The organism is Tropicibacter sp. Alg240-R139 (genome assembly GCF_900537075.1).
In the GTDB taxonomy this organism is placed as follows: Bacteria; Pseudomonadota; Alphaproteobacteria; order Rhodobacterales; family Rhodobacteraceae; genus Falsiruegeria.
Map to the genome: position 1 here is coordinate 1410228 of NZ_UNRA01000001.1, position 15843 is coordinate 1426070.

At 57.8% G+C, this 15843-nt stretch carries 16 protein-coding genes; 7 read left to right on the forward strand and 9 right to left on the reverse strand.

Features of this window, described 5'->3' with window-relative positions; all coding sequences use genetic code 11:
- Positions 1-13 precede the first annotated feature (13 nt).
- The 5 genes from G6R15_RS06820 to G6R15_RS06840 form a co-directional block, all read right to left on the reverse strand.
- Positions 14-1627, reverse strand: coding sequence for an AMP-binding protein (locus G6R15_RS06820; protein ID WP_164659031.1), 1614 nt, complete (start codon positions 1625-1627; stop codon positions 14-16).
- Positions 1628-1748: 121 nt separating this feature from the next.
- Positions 1749-2810: a methyltetrahydrofolate cobalamin methyltransferase gene (locus G6R15_RS06825; RefSeq protein WP_164659032.1), complete on the reverse strand. Its 1062-nt coding sequence runs from the start codon at positions 2808-2810 to the stop codon at positions 1749-1751.
- Positions 2811-2819: 9 nt separating this feature from the next.
- Positions 2820-3785, reverse strand: coding sequence for a methylenetetrahydrofolate reductase (locus tag G6R15_RS06830; RefSeq protein ID WP_373456003.1), 966 nt, complete (start codon positions 3783-3785; stop codon positions 2820-2822).
- Entirely contained in the window at positions 3776-4072 is a 297-nt protein-coding gene (locus G6R15_RS06835; RefSeq protein ID WP_164659033.1) for a virulence factor, read from the reverse strand. Before G6R15_RS06835 ends, G6R15_RS06830 begins: the two co-directional genes overlap by 10 nt.
- Positions 4073-4324: 252 nt before the next feature.
- Positions 4325-6208 carry a PhoX family phosphatase gene (locus G6R15_RS06840; RefSeq protein ID WP_164659034.1) on the reverse strand — a complete coding sequence of 628 codons (1884 nt, stop codon included), beginning with the start codon at positions 6206-6208 and terminating at the stop codon, positions 4325-4327.
- 186 nt (positions 6209-6394) lie between these two features.
- On the opposite strand from G6R15_RS06840, the gene G6R15_RS06845 reads away from it, so the two are divergent.
- Positions 6395-7507 (forward strand): Ppx/GppA phosphatase family protein, encoded by a 1113-nt coding sequence (locus G6R15_RS06845; protein WP_164659035.1) that lies wholly within the window; start codon positions 6395-6397, stop codon positions 7505-7507.
- Positions 7508-7581: 74 nt separating this feature from the next.
- Positions 7582-8298 carry an RlmE family RNA methyltransferase gene (locus G6R15_RS06850; protein ID WP_164659036.1) on the forward strand — a complete coding sequence of 239 codons (717 nt, stop codon included), beginning with the start codon at positions 7582-7584 and terminating at the stop codon, positions 8296-8298.
- Positions 8299-8300: 2 nt separating this feature from the next.
- Here the strand turns inward: G6R15_RS06850 and G6R15_RS06855 are convergent, their stop codons facing one another.
- From G6R15_RS06855 to G6R15_RS06870, 4 genes are read right to left on the reverse strand one after another with little or no spacing between them, the layout of a single operon-like run.
- Positions 8301-8609: a hypothetical protein gene (locus G6R15_RS06855; protein WP_164659037.1), complete on the reverse strand. Its 309-nt coding sequence runs from the start codon at positions 8607-8609 to the stop codon at positions 8301-8303.
- 34 nt (positions 8610-8643) lie between these two features.
- Positions 8644-10557, reverse strand: coding sequence for a multiheme c-type cytochrome (locus tag G6R15_RS06860; protein WP_164659038.1), 1914 nt, complete (start codon positions 10555-10557; stop codon positions 8644-8646).
- A 42-nt stretch (positions 10558-10599) separates the two neighbouring features.
- Entirely contained in the window at positions 10600-11469 is an 870-nt protein-coding gene (locus G6R15_RS06865; RefSeq protein ID WP_164659039.1) for a YihY/virulence factor BrkB family protein, read from the reverse strand.
- Positions 11470-11508: 39 nt separating this feature from the next.
- Complete coding sequence (locus G6R15_RS06870) at positions 11509-12597, reverse strand: AI-2E family transporter (protein ID WP_164659040.1); 1089 nt, start codon at positions 12595-12597, stop codon at positions 11509-11511.
- Positions 12598-12729: 132 nt separating this feature from the next.
- On the opposite strand from G6R15_RS06870, the gene G6R15_RS06875 reads away from it, so the two are divergent.
- Genes G6R15_RS06875 through G6R15_RS06895 form a run of 5 tightly spaced genes read left to right on the forward strand, consistent with a single transcriptional unit; the run spans position 12730 to position 15834 of the window.
- The gene (locus G6R15_RS06875) at positions 12730-12969 is read left to right on the forward strand and encodes a hypothetical protein (protein ID WP_164659041.1); all 240 of its coding nucleotides are present in this window, start codon (positions 12730-12732) and stop codon (positions 12967-12969) included.
- Positions 12970-12978: 9 nt separating this feature from the next.
- Positions 12979-14058: an AI-2E family transporter gene (locus G6R15_RS06880; protein WP_164659042.1), complete on the forward strand. Its 1080-nt coding sequence runs from the start codon at positions 12979-12981 to the stop codon at positions 14056-14058.
- 4 nt (positions 14059-14062) lie between these two features.
- On the forward strand, positions 14063-14344 hold the full coding sequence (locus G6R15_RS06885) for a hypothetical protein (protein ID WP_164659043.1): 282 nt from the start codon (positions 14063-14065) through the stop codon (positions 14342-14344).
- Positions 14345-14357: 13 nt separating this feature from the next.
- Positions 14358-14819: a phage holin family protein gene (locus G6R15_RS06890; protein WP_164659044.1), complete on the forward strand. Its 462-nt coding sequence runs from the start codon at positions 14358-14360 to the stop codon at positions 14817-14819.
- Positions 14820-14850: 31 nt separating this feature from the next.
- Entirely contained in the window at positions 14851-15834 is a 984-nt protein-coding gene (locus tag G6R15_RS06895) for a MoxR family ATPase (RefSeq protein ID WP_164659045.1), read from the forward strand.
- The last annotated feature ends 9 nt before the right edge of the window (positions 15835-15843 follow it).

Consider the following 15843-nt stretch of genomic DNA (forward strand, 5'->3'; position numbering starts at 1 on the left):
AATCTTCGTTGTGTCAAATTGCGTGAAGATTACCTTCCAAATATTGGTTTCTCAAAGTGAATTTTTGAATCTTTCCCGATCCGGTCAGGGGGAATGCATTTACTTTACTCCAAACCACCGGCGCCTTGATGGCAGTCATTTTGGCCCGACAATGCGCCTTGAGGGCCTCTGGTTCTACATCAAACCCTTCTGCGGGGCGAATGAATGCTGCAACGATCTCTCCCCATCGCTCATCCGGCAATCCAACCACCGCAACCTCGGCAACCGAGGGATGGGCCAGCAGCACATTCTCGATTTCCGCCGGAAAAAGGTTTTCGCCGCCACGAATGATCATTTCTTTGACCCGTCCCGTCACAGCGACGTACCCGCGCATATCCATAGTGCCCAGATCGCCAGTATGGAGCCATCCTTCTGTATCAATCGTTGCTGCTGTTGCTTCGGGGTTATCATTGTATTTCAACATCGTGCAGTAACCGCGCACGCAAATCTCTCCTATCTCGCCGATGCCTACAACCTCACTGTTGCTCGTCGAGCGGATCGAAACTTCGGTTTGGGGCATGGGTTGACCCACGGTCGTCGAAATGTCCGCAAGTGCTTCGCCCATATGATGCTGCGTGACCAGAGGCGAGCACTCGGTTTGCCCGTAGACCGTCTGAAACGTACACCCGAGCGCAGATGTTATCTTTTCCACCAGATCAGGCGCGACCATCGACCCACCGGACATGAATGTCTCAAGCGCGCTCAGATCAAAGGATCGGTTTTCCATGACCTCGAGCAAGGCAACCAACATTGTGGGCACACCCCCGGTCGCTGCGATCCTTTCCCGTTCGAATAACTCCAGCACCGCTTCAGGGACGAACATCTTGATCAGATACAAAGGGGACTGGGATTGCAGGGCGCCCAATACAGCCATTCCGCACCCGGCAGTGTGAAACAAGGGCATCATCGTGGCCCATGGCGCGCCGAGCGTTGCCCCTGTCCGTTTGGCATAAAACCGCGCGTTGTTCGTGATCCCGCGGTGGCCAAGAACTGCCCCCTTTGGAAAGCCTGTGGTGCCCGATGTGTATTGAATCTGCGCCGGGTCATCTGCTGTAACAACAGGTAATTGTGGCGATTTCTGGCCTTGCGCCAATAGCGCATCCCAATCCTCTATATCGACCACATCGCGCAAGTTTGGCAAACCCTGCGCAGCCTGGGACGCAATGTCCGCCATCGGGTTGCCCCTGAAAGACGCTGTCCGGAAAAGCGCAACCGCGCGCGATTGCTTGAGCACATAAGCCAGTTCCTGTGCCTGATAGGCGGGATTAGCGGTGACTAGCGTCAGACCGGCCAGCGCGCAGGCGTATTCCAGCAAAACCCATTCAGGGATGTTGGGGGCCCAAACGCATATGCGTTCACCAGGCTGATAGCGGGTAGATAAGGCCAGGGCGATCCGTTCGGCGTCACGAAACAATTCAGCATAGGTCCACCGACGACCATTTTTCCCTGCCTCGTCTACTTCGATTAATGCTGGCTGGTTTGGAGCTGCGTGCGCCACTTTTTGGAGCAACCCACCAACTGTGGTCCCAAGTACCACCTCGTCATCTTGTATCGGAAATTCGGATTTTGTCAGCGAAATATCATACATCGTCCCGTCCCCCTAAATCAGGGGACTATAAACGGGATTCACGACGGCCCCAAAATATTCTCAAAAACAAAAATGGCCGAGTCTCAGCGGCCCGGCCATTTTTAAAAACCTCGGTAGTGACTTAGGCGCGACGGCGACGGCCACCAGCGCGAGCACCCCGGCCACGACCTTCTTCGCCAGCTTTAGCGGGGGGCTTGTTCGCCTTGATCCACTCGCCACCGTGCGGGTCGTTGTTGGTCAGGAAGTTGGCGGCGCGAATGGCCTCCATTTCCTTGCCCGCGCGCGGCTTGGTCGAACCCAGGCCGAACATCTGGCAGAACGTCTCGTCATCCATGTCCGCAGGCAAGACAATACCCGACGCTTCAACTTCGGCGCGCTTTTCCGCGATCTTTTTGGGACCGATTGGCAGGGCCACCGGGTTCATGATCGCCGACGTCATGCCAGCGCCCATGGCCATCGGCAAGAAGGCGTTGTTGATGCCGTGACGGTTTGGCAGACCGAACGAGATGTTGGACGCGCCACAGGTAGTGTTCACGCCCAGTTCCTCGCGCAGACGACGGACCAGAGCAAAAACCTGCAAACCGGCAGTCCCCATCGCACCCACTGGCATAACCAACGGATCAACCACGATGTCATGCGCCGGAATGCCAAAGTCGGCAGCGCGTTCCACGATTTTCTTGGCAACAGCAAAGCGCACATCGGGATCTTCGGAAATGCCGGTGTCATCGTTCGAAATCGCGACGACCGGCACATTGTACTTTTTAACCAGCGGCAGGATCTGCTCCAGGCGTTCTTCTTCGCCGGTGACCGAGTTCAACAGCGGGCGACCTTCGGCAACAGCAAGACCGGTTTCCAGCGCACCGGGTACCGAGCTGTCGATACACAGCGGCACATCGACCAGACCCTGAACCAGCTCGACGATCTTTTTCATCAGCGGTGGCTCGGTCTCGTTCGGGTTGGGGTTCGAGTTGTAAACCACGCCCGCGTTGATATCGAGAACGGTCGCGCCCGCCAGAACCTGCGCCACAGCGTCCCTTTCCACGGTCGAAAAATCGCCCGCTTCCAGTTCGGCGGCCAGCTTTTTACGGCCGGTGGGGTTGATACGCTCCCCAATCACGCAGAACGGCTGGTCAAAGCCGATCACGGCCGTCTTGGTTTTGCTCTCTACGATGGTTTGCGTCATGTCTGCCTCTTAGGACGGGTTTACGGGGCGAGTGCTTTCGCCGCCATTGTTGATGGCCCAGGTGGCATTGGTCTTAATGCCACCGAGCGGGAAGAAGTGGACCTTCTCGATCTGGAAATCCGGGTTTGCCGCCTTGTGCACCGCCAGATCGGTGATGATCTCGTTCGGCTCATGTGGCAGCAGCAGCTTGGTCACGTCTTTGGCGCGCTTCTGCAACACCCTGAGCGATGGGCCAACGCCACAGGCGATGGCAAATTTGATCATCGTCTGCAGTTTCGCGGGGCCAGCGATGCCTATATGAACCGGCAGGTTCATGCCGCGCTCGGCCAACTCGTTCACCCAGTCGATAACCGGCTGTGCTTCAAAGCAGAATTGGGTTGCCAGTGCCATCTGCGCATCGGTGCGCTTGGAGAACTCCAGTTTCCAATCCAGCGCTGCATAAGTGTTGGTACGACCGCCTTTGGGGTCGATGTCCATGTTCGGCTCTGGGTGGCCTGCGACGTGCAGGTTGGTGAAACCCGCCTGATCGAACAGGCCGGTTTCCAGCAGCTGCATCGAGTCGCTGAAGTCGCCATGCGGCTCGGCAACGCCGCCAGCCAGGATCAGGCCCTGCTTGACGTCTGCTTCGCCCTGATAGCGTGAAATCCAGTCGGCCAGCGTGGCTTTGTCCTTGATGATGCGCGCCGGGAAATGCGGCATCGCGTCAAAGCCTTCGTCCTTAAGACGTTTGGCCGTTGCAACCATATCCTCGATCGGGGTGCCTTCGATGTGGGCGATGTAAACGCGGGTGTCCTCGGGCAGCAGCGCGCGAAAGTCTTCGACTTTGGCGGCAGTGCGCGGCATCACCTCGATCGAGTAATTCTTGAGGAATGCCTCGACGGTGGGATTCACCGGCCCGTTTTCGACCGTGTCACGTTTCTTGAAATTCAGCAAAGCCATCGCGGCCTCCCATAATGCTGCTGGGCTCATGCCCATCCGTCGTTGGCAATCAGCGCTTTGATGCGGTCCTGATCATATTCTGTTTCCAAACGCACGGCTTCAGCCTCAACAATCTCGGCGGGATCGCCTTCGACAGCATAGGGGGCAGCCTTGCGCCACTCGGCCAGATAGGCATCAGTGTCCTTGGCGTTCACCTTCATCGCAGCCCGGTCGATGGCTTGTTCGAACCGTTCTTCAAGTTGACGCTTGGCCCCACGGCGGCCTTTGCCGACGATGACTTGGGCTGGGATGTCGCGCCAGTAGACGATGGTGACGTCGGGCATTGATGTGATTCCTCCTGACCTGATGAACAGGTTCTAAACGGCAATATGGGTTTCGGTCGGCCTGATTTCGACACCCACCGAACTTGGAGCGACGTTTCCACGCTCGTGCCGAGGCATAGAGGATAAATTGCGCTAAGGCTTGCCCGAATTATTCAGGACAAACATGAGCCAAGCACATGTAGACAACAAAAACCCCCGCAGCGCTGGGCAGCGGGGGTTGATATCGTAGGCAACTGGTAAGCAACTAAAGAGTTAACCCACCAAACCGCCGTCTTCACGGGTCACGGCGATAATGGCTGAACGCGGCACCGTGTTGCCGCCATCGGGCCAATGGCTGTCGCCCTTTTCGCCAGGGTGCTGAATGCCCACAAACATGGTGCGGCGATCACCTGACCAGCACAGGCCGGTCACTTCGGCCTCATTGGGTCCAACCAGGAAGCGGCGGATTTCGCCGGTGACCGGGTCACCTGCCAGCATCTGGTTGTTGCCCTGACCGGCAAAGTCATCAGCGTTCGAATACTTGCCGTCCGTTTGGATCCACAGCAAGCCATTGCTGTCAAACGCCAGACCATCGGGCGAATTGAACATGTTGCCTTTGTTGACGTTGTCCGAGCCGGCGCGGTCATCTTGATGCACGGTCGGGTTGCCAGCCAGAACATAGAGGTCCCAGTCAAACCCATCAGCGGCATGATCGCCGTCCACAGGTTTCCAACGCACGATCTGTCCATATTTGTTGGCTTCACGCGGGTTTGGGCCGCCAACCGGGGTTTCATCACCACCGGCATTGGTCTTTTTGCCACGGTTCTTGTTGTTGGTCAGCGCGCAATAAACCTCGTCTGAGTTTGGGTTGGCGGTGACCCATTCGGGGCGATCCATGGTTGTCGCCCCCATTTTCGAAGCCGCTATCCGGGTGTGAATGCATATTTCGGCCTGGGTCATGCCAGTGTTGTCCGGGGTCAGTGCCAGCCATGTGCCTTTCCCAGATGCGTCGAACTTGGCTGCATAAAGTGTCCCGTTTTCCATCAGCTCGTCGGTATCGACGCCGGCCGCATATGTTCCGTTCGAGACATAGCGATACAGGAACTCACCCCGTTCATCATCGCCCATGTAGATCACCAGACGACCGTCGTTGTTGACGACACATTCAGCGTTTTCATGCTTGAAGCGTCCAAGGGCGGTGCGCTTTTTCGGGGTCGAGTTCGGGTCGCGCGGATCAATCTCAACGACGTACCCAGCACGGTTCGGTTCATTGGGAGTTTTCGAGACGTCAAAACGCTCGTCGATAGTCGCCCAGCCATAACCCCAGTCGCTAGCCGAAACGCCGTAACGCTTGAGTTCGGCCGTGACCTCGTGGTTTTCATCAGCAGCAGAGAAATAGCCGTTAAAGTTCTCTTCACACGCCAGATAAGTGCCCCAGGGCGTCTTGCCAGAACCACAGTTGTTCCAGGTGCCAAAGGTTTTTGTTCCCGAAGGATCAGCGGCGGTTTTTAACAGGTCGTGACCTGCGGCCGGGCCGGTCAGCGCCATTTCAGTCTGCGGCGTGATGCGGCGGTTGAACGGGCTGTCGATCACGATGCCCCAACCCGTCCCATCATGAGCAACCTCGACCACCGAAACACCATGGGCCAGCATGCCCTTTTCGACGTCATCAGCGTTGGCAAACTTGCCGTCTTCTCGGTTGCCCCAGATTATCTTGCGGTTGGTGTATTCGTTGTTGACCGTCATCAGTGTGCGACCTTCGTGCAGGAAAATCTCCATGCCGTCGGTGTTGTCACCAAAGGTTCGCGCCTGCGTTTCGGCGGTGCCCCGTGTGTCCTGATCAAAGGCAACACTGTCCGACCACATTGCATCGGCCCATCGCATGACGATCTCGGCCTTGTACCCCTTTGGTACAACAATGCCATCTTCGGTCGACGCGGCAACGGCGTCGAACGCGAACCGGTTGCCTGCAGCCTTGGCTCGGGTAGGAAGAACCGCACCACCCAGGGCTGCGAAACCGCCCATGGCCAGCACACCGCCCAAGAACCCGCGGCGGCTCAACGCCTCTTCGACGACATCGTCGAAATCACAACCTTCGGGGCGAGGGTTTACGGCTTCGTCAAAGTCGTCAAACGACAGGTCATGTTCTTTGGTCATAGCGTGCTCCGAATTGGCTTGCTGTGTTATTTTCCCGAATCTCGAATGCGAAATTCTTGTCGCCCTGCTCGCATGGATATGTGAAGGCGAGATGACAGTTACAATCAACTGCCTGGTGAATTCACTTGCGCGTGGGCCAAGCGCCGCCTAGGGTCAAATCAACTCGAAATCGGAGGGCGTGAAGTCATGGCGCCCAAGCGTCCCAAAGGTGCGGGCGCGTTCCCAAAAGCGGTCGAATCCCCCGCGCCTCAACGGCCGGATCCAGATGCACTTTATGCAGCGCTGGATCTGGGTACGAATAGCTGTCGCATGTTAATTGCCCAACCTAAGGGCAGTGGTTTTCATGTGGTCGACAGTTTTTCAAAGTCGGTGCAATTGGGCGCTGGTTTGGAACGAACGGGTCGCTTGTCCCGCTCGTCGATGGCGCGTACAGTTCAAGCGTTGCGCATCTGTCAGCAAAAGCTCAAACGGAACAAAGTCAAGCGGATGCGCCTGGTCGCGACCGAGGCCTGTCGCCGTGCCAAAAACTCGCGTGAGTTCATCCGTCAGGTGAAACGTGAAACCGGCCTGACGCTGGAAATCATTCTCCCCGAGGAAGAAGCCCGCCTGGCCGTGATCTCTTGTGCGCCGCTGGTTTCAACCAAAACCGAGCAGCTTTTGGTGGTGGACATTGGTGGTGGCTCTACCGAACTGGTATGGATCGACCTATCGTCGGTACCGCGCCGGGATCGCCCTGCGTCGATCACCCGAGTGCAAACCGGGTTTCATTCCCTCGACAGCCCGTTTCACGCGGCCAAGGTGGTGGACTGGATCAGTGTTCCACTGGGAGTTGCCACGTTGCGCGATCAGTTCAACGACGTCGAAGATGACGCCGCGCGCTTTGCGCTGATGAGCTGGTTTTTCGAGGAAAACCTCGCCGATTTCGCACCGTACAAGAACGAACAAGTCCGCGAGGGATTTCAAATCGTCGGAACCAGCGGCACGGTGACAACTGTCGCCGCTTCGCACTTGGGTTTGAAACGCTATGACCGGACCAAGGTCGATGGGCTGCGCATGACGTCCGATCAGATCGACAAGGTGATCCGGGGTTATCTGGAACTTGGCCCCACAGGCCGTCGACGCGACCCACGTATTGGCGAAGATCGGCAAGCCCTGATCATGTCCGGGTCAGCCATCTTGCAAGCGCTCTTGCGCTGTTGGCCTACTGATCGGCTGTCGGTTGCGGACCGGGGCCTACGTGAGGGCTTGCTTTATGCCCAGATGAGCGGCGACGGTGTGCTTGAAGACGGTCCATTCTGATCCGGTTGAAGCCGGGTGTGATAGGCTGTAAGTGATCCCGCATCTGTTTCAACGACCTTTTGGAGGCGTCCCGCATGGCAAAGACACCTGATGGCAAGAACACCTCGGGACGTGGACAGCGTGATCTCAAGGTTAAAGTCAAATCTGCGCGCGGGCGCACGCTCAGCTCGACACGCTGGTTGCAGCGGCAGTTGAATGATCCTTACGTCAAACGCGCCCAGACCGAAGGGTACCGTGGGCGGGCTGCGTTCAAGATCCTTGAAGTGGACGAGAAGTTTCGGTTTCTGGTGCCGGGCGCGCGCGTTGTCGATCTGGGTTGTGCACCGGGCGGCTGGCTCCAAGTGGCGGTCAAACGGGTGAACGCGCTGGGCGAACGTTCGGGCAAGCGGATCGGCACAGTTCTGGGTATCGATTTGCAAGAGGTTGAACCGGTTGCAGGCGCAGAAGTTCACCAACTGGATTTCATGGACGACGGGGCCGACGACCAGGTCAAGGAATGGCTGGGCGGCAAGGCGGATGTGGTCATGTCAGACATGGCAGCCTCGTCCAGCGGACACAAGCAAACCGATCATTTGCGGATTATCTCGCTATGCGAAACCGCCGCCTATTTTGCTTTTGACGTTCTGGAAGAAGGCGGCACCTTCGTAGCCAAGGTTTTGGCGGGTGGGGCCGAAGGTGATCTACAGAAACTGCTGAAGCAGAAGTTCACCAAGGTGGCGAACGTCAAGCCACCGTCGTCACGGTCGGACAGTTCCGAAAAATTCGTGGTGGCCACAGGTTTCCGGGGCTGACCCTAGCCCACTTTCTGCATCTGAAACGAGGCGCTTGCCATGTTCTGCAGAAGCAACCTGTCGCCCTTGGTCACGCGCGGAAAGGCTTTGCGGTCGATCCGTTGTGCTACCCGCTTGGACAAGGATTGCTGACGCAAAAGCTCGAACAAACGCGCATGGCGGCCTTGGTCGCGCAACTCTGGCGGCGGTTGTTCCAGGGCAACCACAGGCAGGCCCTCAGGCGTACGGGTAAATTCGAACATCTCATCCTCTTTGGCAACTGGGCAGCTGTCAGGCACCATGGCACCCAAAGCTAAACAAAGAATGAGCACGATTTTAGGCAATATCGGGGCCATCTCAGGCCTCTTATCGCGACAGATCCTCTTGCAATTGCAGTAAGGCGGGATTGCCAGGAACCTTTTCCAACGCCTCCTTGACCACACGCCGCGCTGCTTGTGGTCCACCGTTGATATGGGCCAGTTGCACCAGCATCGGCCAGGCTTCGGCCCGCTGTGGGTCCATTTCGACCACCGCGCGGAATGCGCGTTCTGCGGCCTGTGCGTTACGCATAGTCAAGGCCAGCCCACCCAGAACCAGATGTGTTTCTGGATAATCCAGGCGTGTTCGCAATGAGCGCTGCCAGTCCTGAACCCCGGCCCCGACTACCGCCTGCTGACTGCGGGTCATGGCCGATGATGGCACATTTAGCACAGCTTTGGCCGCCGCAATACGGACGGATCGCACGGGATCGCCCAATACCGGCATCAAACGCCTAAGCCGCTCCTCAGATGGTGCCGCCTGTTGCAGGCTGGCCGCGCTGGCGCGGACCAATGGGTCTGACGCGCTGAGCAGTATTGCGGTCTGCCCTGCCAGATCAGCCGAGGCCGCGCCTTGCAGCAGATAGAGCGCCGTGGCCCGCACAATACCCGCCTGTCCGTCGTCCAGCGCGATCCCCAAAAGATCGCCAGAGGCCCGGATCGGATCAATTTGCGCCCGGACAAAAGCCGACCCGTAATGCGGCTGGCGGTGCTTGGCATCGGGAAACCACTCAGCAATACGAGACGCAGCCCAGGCGGGGTCCTTATCCTCGTGACAGGTGGTGCAGGTGTCAGGGGCGCCGGTTTCTGCCGACAGATCCGGGCGCGGGATGCGAAAGCTATGATCGCTGCGCTCATCGACTTGCATATAGGTCTTTTCCGGCATGTGGCAGTTGCGGCATTGCGCGCCTTCGCTGCCCGGCTCGTGATAGTGATGTTCGGGGCTGTCATAGTCTGCAATAGGCAGGCTTGCGAAATCCGGGTTGCCTGCCAGCGAATGGCATTGCGTGCACACAGCGGTGCCTTCGGCCCGAAGCTCGCCGCTGTGCGGCTCGTGGCAGTTCATGCAGGTCACGCCCTTGGCGTACATTTTGGATTGCAGGAACGAGCCGTAGACATAGACCTCGTCCAAGATCTGCCCATCCGGGTAATAAAGCCCCGGTCGCAGCAGGCTGAGCGCATAGGTCTGATGATAGGGCGTGCCAGGAAGCGGGTTGCCGTCCTCCAGTGTTTCGCGGCGCGAATGGCAGCCTGCGCATTGCTGAATGGCGGCTTCGCCCTCGGTCCAATCCATTGTGAACCCAGTGGCAGTCAGGCCCGCAGGTGGCGTCTTGCCCGTGGTCCAGTCGATATGGGACGACGCCGGACCATGACAGGCCTCGCATCCCACCCCAATCTCGGCCTGGGTCGAGCGATAGCTGCGGGTTTGGGAGCCATATTTGCGCTTGTAGTCAGTCGCATGGCATTCGGCGCAGCGGGCGTTCCAGTTCTTGTAGGGCCCGGTCCAGTGCAGCCCGTCAACGGGCGGCAGGTCCTGATCGGGGTAAAGATGGCCCCATTCCTGACGCTCGGTGTCCCAGAAGACATCAAAGCTCTGCAGTCGTCCGTTTCCAGTCTCGAACAGATATTGCTGCAAGGGTTCGATGCCCGCGACCGAATGCGCCTTGTAATCGGTCGTGCCCCCATCCTTTTCGGTAACCCTTGCAAAATAGTCGGCACCATCGGTCGAAAACTCGACCTCCATCCCGTCATGCGCAAACTTTGTCCCGTCAAAATCCCCCTTCACCGACTGCGCGGACGGTATCATCCAGGCCTGAGCATGGTGCGAGCGATCCCAACTCTGCGCTTCGTCTTCGTGGCAGTCACGACAGGCTTCGGACCCCACGTATGCAGGTGCCTCTTGGGCTTGCAACGCACCAAAGGGTGCAAACGCGAGCAAGAGGACAGGCAGAAATGTCTTCATGGAAATCTGGCTTTCTTGGCTGATACGAAAAAGAGGCACGGATTATAATCGATCCTCGGCCCCGCCTCCGGTCCTCAGGTCGATAAGGGCGCCGTTGTATTCGGCCCCCAGGATCAGGATTGCGGAATTGAGATACAAGAAGATAAGCGCCGCCATGGCCCCGGCAAGCCCGGCATAGGTGGCGCTGTAGACAGCGAATTTGCCCAGATAGTACGAAAAACCCCACCCCGCCGCAGCCCAAAGCGCAAGGGTCAGCAGCACGCCGGGCAGGATCTGTACCAGGTTGTGCCTGCGCCCCGGCAGAACCATGTGGCAGGCCAGTACGCCACCTGCAGGAATGGCCACAACAAAAATCCAGCTGAGTCGTTCTTTTGATACCCAAGTGGGCGTTTCGCCTGGAATGGCCTCGGCGACAAGAGTGGCATAGATCGGAAAGACAACCTCGACCGCTGCGGTGATGATCAGGATCGCGCCACCGGCCACAACCAGACCGATACACAACAAGCGTGCCTGCCAGAACGGGCGTGTGTCCACATCGTGATAGGCGCGCGTCATCGCCTCGCGCACCGCGTCCACGCCGTTCGAGGCAAAGTAGATCGCTAGCAAGCCCCCCACGGTCATCACCTGCGTGCTGGCGCCTGCCAGAACCGCCTTGAGCTCGGTTTCGATCGGATCGGCGACCGCCTCGGGCCAGGTGCCGAAGATCAGCTCGATCAGATCCTCGGTGATCAAGTCGTGTGACAGGCTGCCGGCTAGGGCCACAACAAAAAGGATGAAGGGAAACAACGCCAGCATCATCGACATTGCGACATGGCTGCTCATCACCCATCCGCCCTTTTCGGCAAAGCGATAAAGCGCCAACCCAAAGGCGCGGACCGGCTCGGGAATGGCAGGGTTTGCAAGCAGACTCATATTGTAAGGATATACCCAAGCAAAGCGGGGCGCACAGGGTCAGGATTGGTCATCTTCACCCTCCAACACCTCGGTGTTGCCGACCGCCTCGGCCAAAGTGTGCCAGATGGTCACAAAAAGACCTGCTAAAACTGGCCCCAGCACCAGGCCAGACGCGCCAAACAGGCTAAGGCCGCCCAGGGTAGAGATCAGGATCATCACATCGTGCAACTTGGCGTCTCGTCCGACCAGGATCGGACGCAGCACGTTGTCGATGGTCGACACTACAAGCGCTGCCCACAAGGCAAGACCAACAGAGGCAAAATAGGCGCCGTCAATCGCCAGATAGGCGGCCCCGATAAACATCACCACAGGTGCCCCCAATCCCGGAAGCACAGCAGCAACCATCATCACCACCGTCCAAAACGCTGCTCCCTCGATACCTGCGAGCCAAAAGCTGACACCGCCAAGTACACCTTGGATGAATGCAATGGAAAGGGTGCCTTTGATCGTGGCACGGCTGACCGAAACGATACGCTCATGCAGTTTGGCTTGGGTGTCAGGGCGCAAACCAGTGTAGCGCAGCACCTGCACCATGATCGGCGTTTCAAACTGCAAAAAGAAGAAGAGCGAATAGAAATAGACAAAGAGGCTCAGGAAGAACGTCGCCGCGCCTACCGTGACCTGTCCAACCGAGGCGACAAAGAACCGCGCAACCGCTTGCAGGATTGTACCCATCCGCTCGGTGATCTTTTGGCGGAGATCTTCGAGGTCAACCTCGAATGGCACCCAACTGGGCAAGGTGAAGGTCGTCGAATTGGCCGACAGGTCATTGGCAAAGAGGCTGACATTGTTGACCAAGGCACTGGCCTGGCTGATGGCCAAAACGATCAGCGCAAACAAAGGCGCGATCACCAGAAACATCAACGAAAGCAAAGTGATCAGGCTGCCGGTATTGCGACGTCCACCCAGAAAAGCCACGATCTTGCGGTTCATCGGCTGGGCCATGGCCCCTGTGATCGCGGCCAGCGCCAGTGGCACCATGAAGCCCAATGTCATCTGAAAAAAGGCGGACGTGATCAGCAAAGTGATCAGGATCAGAGCCAACCATCGCCAGTTTTCAGCAAGGTTCGGTTTTGACTGGATCATTTTCTGTCCTTCCCGCACCTTGAGCCAAGCTCGATAACGCACGGGAATAGTTGCATTTTATTCGCTCGCGATGCAACATCATAACAGAAGTCCAATACCTTTTTTCAAAACCGATTCCATATGGAGCACGTGATGTCCGAATTTGAAGACTGGGTGGCCGAGCTAAAACAGAAGCGTGACGAACTGAAGGTCAGACTTCACCTCGCAGGCAAAGATGCCGAAGACGAATGGGATAACCTGGTGTCCGACTGGGACAAATTCGTGCGTGAAACGCAGCTGGACAAATCCGCGGAAGAGGTGGGTGAGGCCGCCAAAGAGCTGGGCCTGCGCATGAAAATGGCCTTTGACCGCATGAAAGATGCCAAGGACTGATACCCGGCCATGACGCGCCCTTCAAAACCCTCTGTGGGATCAATCCGTCCACGCCTGTCCACATGTCGCGATATTGCGATCATCATGGGGCTTGTGGTGTGGGGGCTTTACATGGGATCGGGGTTCCTGATCCCGCTGACTCTGGCGCTGTTGGTCTATGTCCTGATCATCGCAGTTGCGGATCGAGTGGCCGGAGCGTTCGTGCCGGTGTGGTTGGCCAATCTGATTGGCATCGCCGTGGTGCTGACTGGCTTGTTTGCGGTGATGTTCGTTCTGGGCAATCAAGCCACGCAATTCGCCCGCGCCGTGCCAACTTATGAAAGCCAGTTCGACACGGCAGTGAACCGCATTGTCCTGCTTGTCGGCAACGACGTGACCAAGTTCATTCGTGACAATCTGATTGATATCGACATGTCGATCGTCGCGCGCAGCGCTTTTGGCGGTGCAACGTCCTTTCTCAACACCTTCTTGCTGATCTCGCTTTACGTTTCGTTCATGATGGCGGAACGGGTGATCTTTCGCGACAAGCTGCGTCTTGCTGCAAATGACGTGGAACTGGGGCGTGAACTGTCGTCGATGATGACGGCAATCTCGCACAGCCTGCAAGCCTATGTAGGGGTAAAAACCTTTGTCAGCGTGCTGACTTCGATGATCAGCTATGTGGTTTTTCGCTGGCTTGATCTGGAGTATGCCGAGACCTGGGCCGTGCTGACATTTGCGCTGAACTTTATCCCTTCGATCGGCTCGATCGTGGCGGTGGTTTTTCCTGCGTTGGTGTCACTGGTTCAGTTCGACACGATCACACCGTTTTTGATCATCGTACTCTTCTGCGGGTCCGTCCAATTCTTGATTGGCAACTTTCTGGATCCGGCCCTGCTTGGCCGCTCGCTAAATATGTCGACCTTCATGGTGATCATTGCGCTCACCTTCTGGAGCGCGGTTTGGGGGGTGATCGGTGCGTTCCTGAGTGTTCCGCTGACAGTCTGCATCCTGATCGTGTTCAGCCACATCCCTGCCCTCAGACCGGTCGCAATTCTCATGTCCAAGGACGGGGAATTACTGACCGCTTCGCCCAAACCATCGGAGTGACCCAATGGCCACCAAAGCCCAACTCGAGGCCGAACTGGCCACGCTCAAGTCCCAATTGGCAGCGTCAAAACCAGAACCAGTGCCCGAACCGGAGCCTGACGATACCGAAGAGCATTCCACCTTCTCCGCCCTGCTCAAAGAGCACGGCGTGGACACTCGCGATATTGACGCCCTGTGGGCACAGTTTTCAACCGAGTTGAGCGACCTGCCCGAAAAGAAACCGCTTTTGACGGCCGTCGCGGCCTTTGGTCTTGGGTTTGCCCTGGGCCGGATGTCCAAGTCATGAGGAGACCGAGACCATGAACCGGATCAGCCGCAACCTGACGATCCTTTTTCGCACCGAACGACTGATCGCACGGCGACAAATGGCCGTTTTGCGCACGCAAACCGGGCTGATCGCCTTTGCGGGGTTAGTGATGGGCATCGCCATCATCATGCTGAACGTCTCGATCTTTTATGCTCTCAGCGCCGCTATGGCTGCGCACTACGCCGCCCTGATCGTGGCCCTGGGCAATGCTTTGGTGGCACTTGCTCTGGTGGCCATCGCCAATCGGATGAGCGCCGATAAAGAGTTGGAGCCCGCCACCGAAGTGCGCGACATGGCCCTGGCCGAGATCGAGTCCGACCTGAACGAGGTGGCTGATGAGGCCCGCGAGTTGACCCGCAATGTCAGCCGAATGGCGCGCGATCCCCTGGGCACCGCCCTGCCCGCCTTAATCGGCCCGCTCCTGTCGTTGTTGCTGAAATCCAAGGACAAATAACTTTACCCCATTTTACCGGATCGGACATGTCATGAGTGCACGAGATCAGATTTTGGACCTGAAAACCCGCATGGGTCAGTCGATCATAGGCCAAGAGGACGTCATCGACCGCCTTTTGATCGGTTTACTGGCCAACGGAAACTTGCTGGTCGAGGGGTTGCCGGGCCTCGCCAAGACGCGCGCGATCAAAGCAATGGCCAAGAACCTGGACGCCCATTTCAGCCGCATCCAGTTCACGCCCGATCTTCTGCCCTCGGATGTGACCGGGACCGAGGTTTACACCCAAACCGATCAGGGCGGCACCTTCCGCTTTGATCCCGGCCCGATCTTTGCCAACATCGTTCTGGCGGATGAAATCAACCGCGCGCCGGCCAAGGTACAAGCCGCCCTCCTTGAGGCGATGGAAGAACGTCAGGTCACAGTGTCCGGCAAGACCCATAAGATGGAACCCCTGTTCACGGTGATGGCCACCCAAAACCCCATCGAACAAGAAGGCACCTATCCCCTGCCCGAGGCGCAGATGGACCGGTTCCTGATGCATGTGAACATCACCTATCCACCGGTCGAGGATGAGGTCGAAGTGATCCGCCTTGTCCGAAGCGAAGAGATTGCAGCCGCTGGTGGCAGCGACGGGGGCAAACCAAAACCCGCAGCCATTCCGCAAGATGCCGTGTTTCAGGCCCGTTCCGAAATCGGTCAGATCCACGTCTCGGACGCGATGGAACGGTACATGGCCGATCTGGTCTATGCCACGCGCACTCCTGCCGCGATCAGCCCCGATCTGGCCCACTGGATAGAGGTCGGTGCCAGCCCGCGCGCCTCGCTGGCGTTGGACAAATGCAGCCGTACCCATGCCTGGCTGAACGGGCGTGACTATGTAGACCCGCTCGATGTGCGCGCTATCGCCCATGACGTGTTCCGCCACCGCATTACCTTGAGTTTCGAGGCGCAGGGGGACGGCAAAACGCCAGATGACATCACCGACGAGATGTTGAAAACCGTCGCTCTGCCCTGAGAGTCGGAC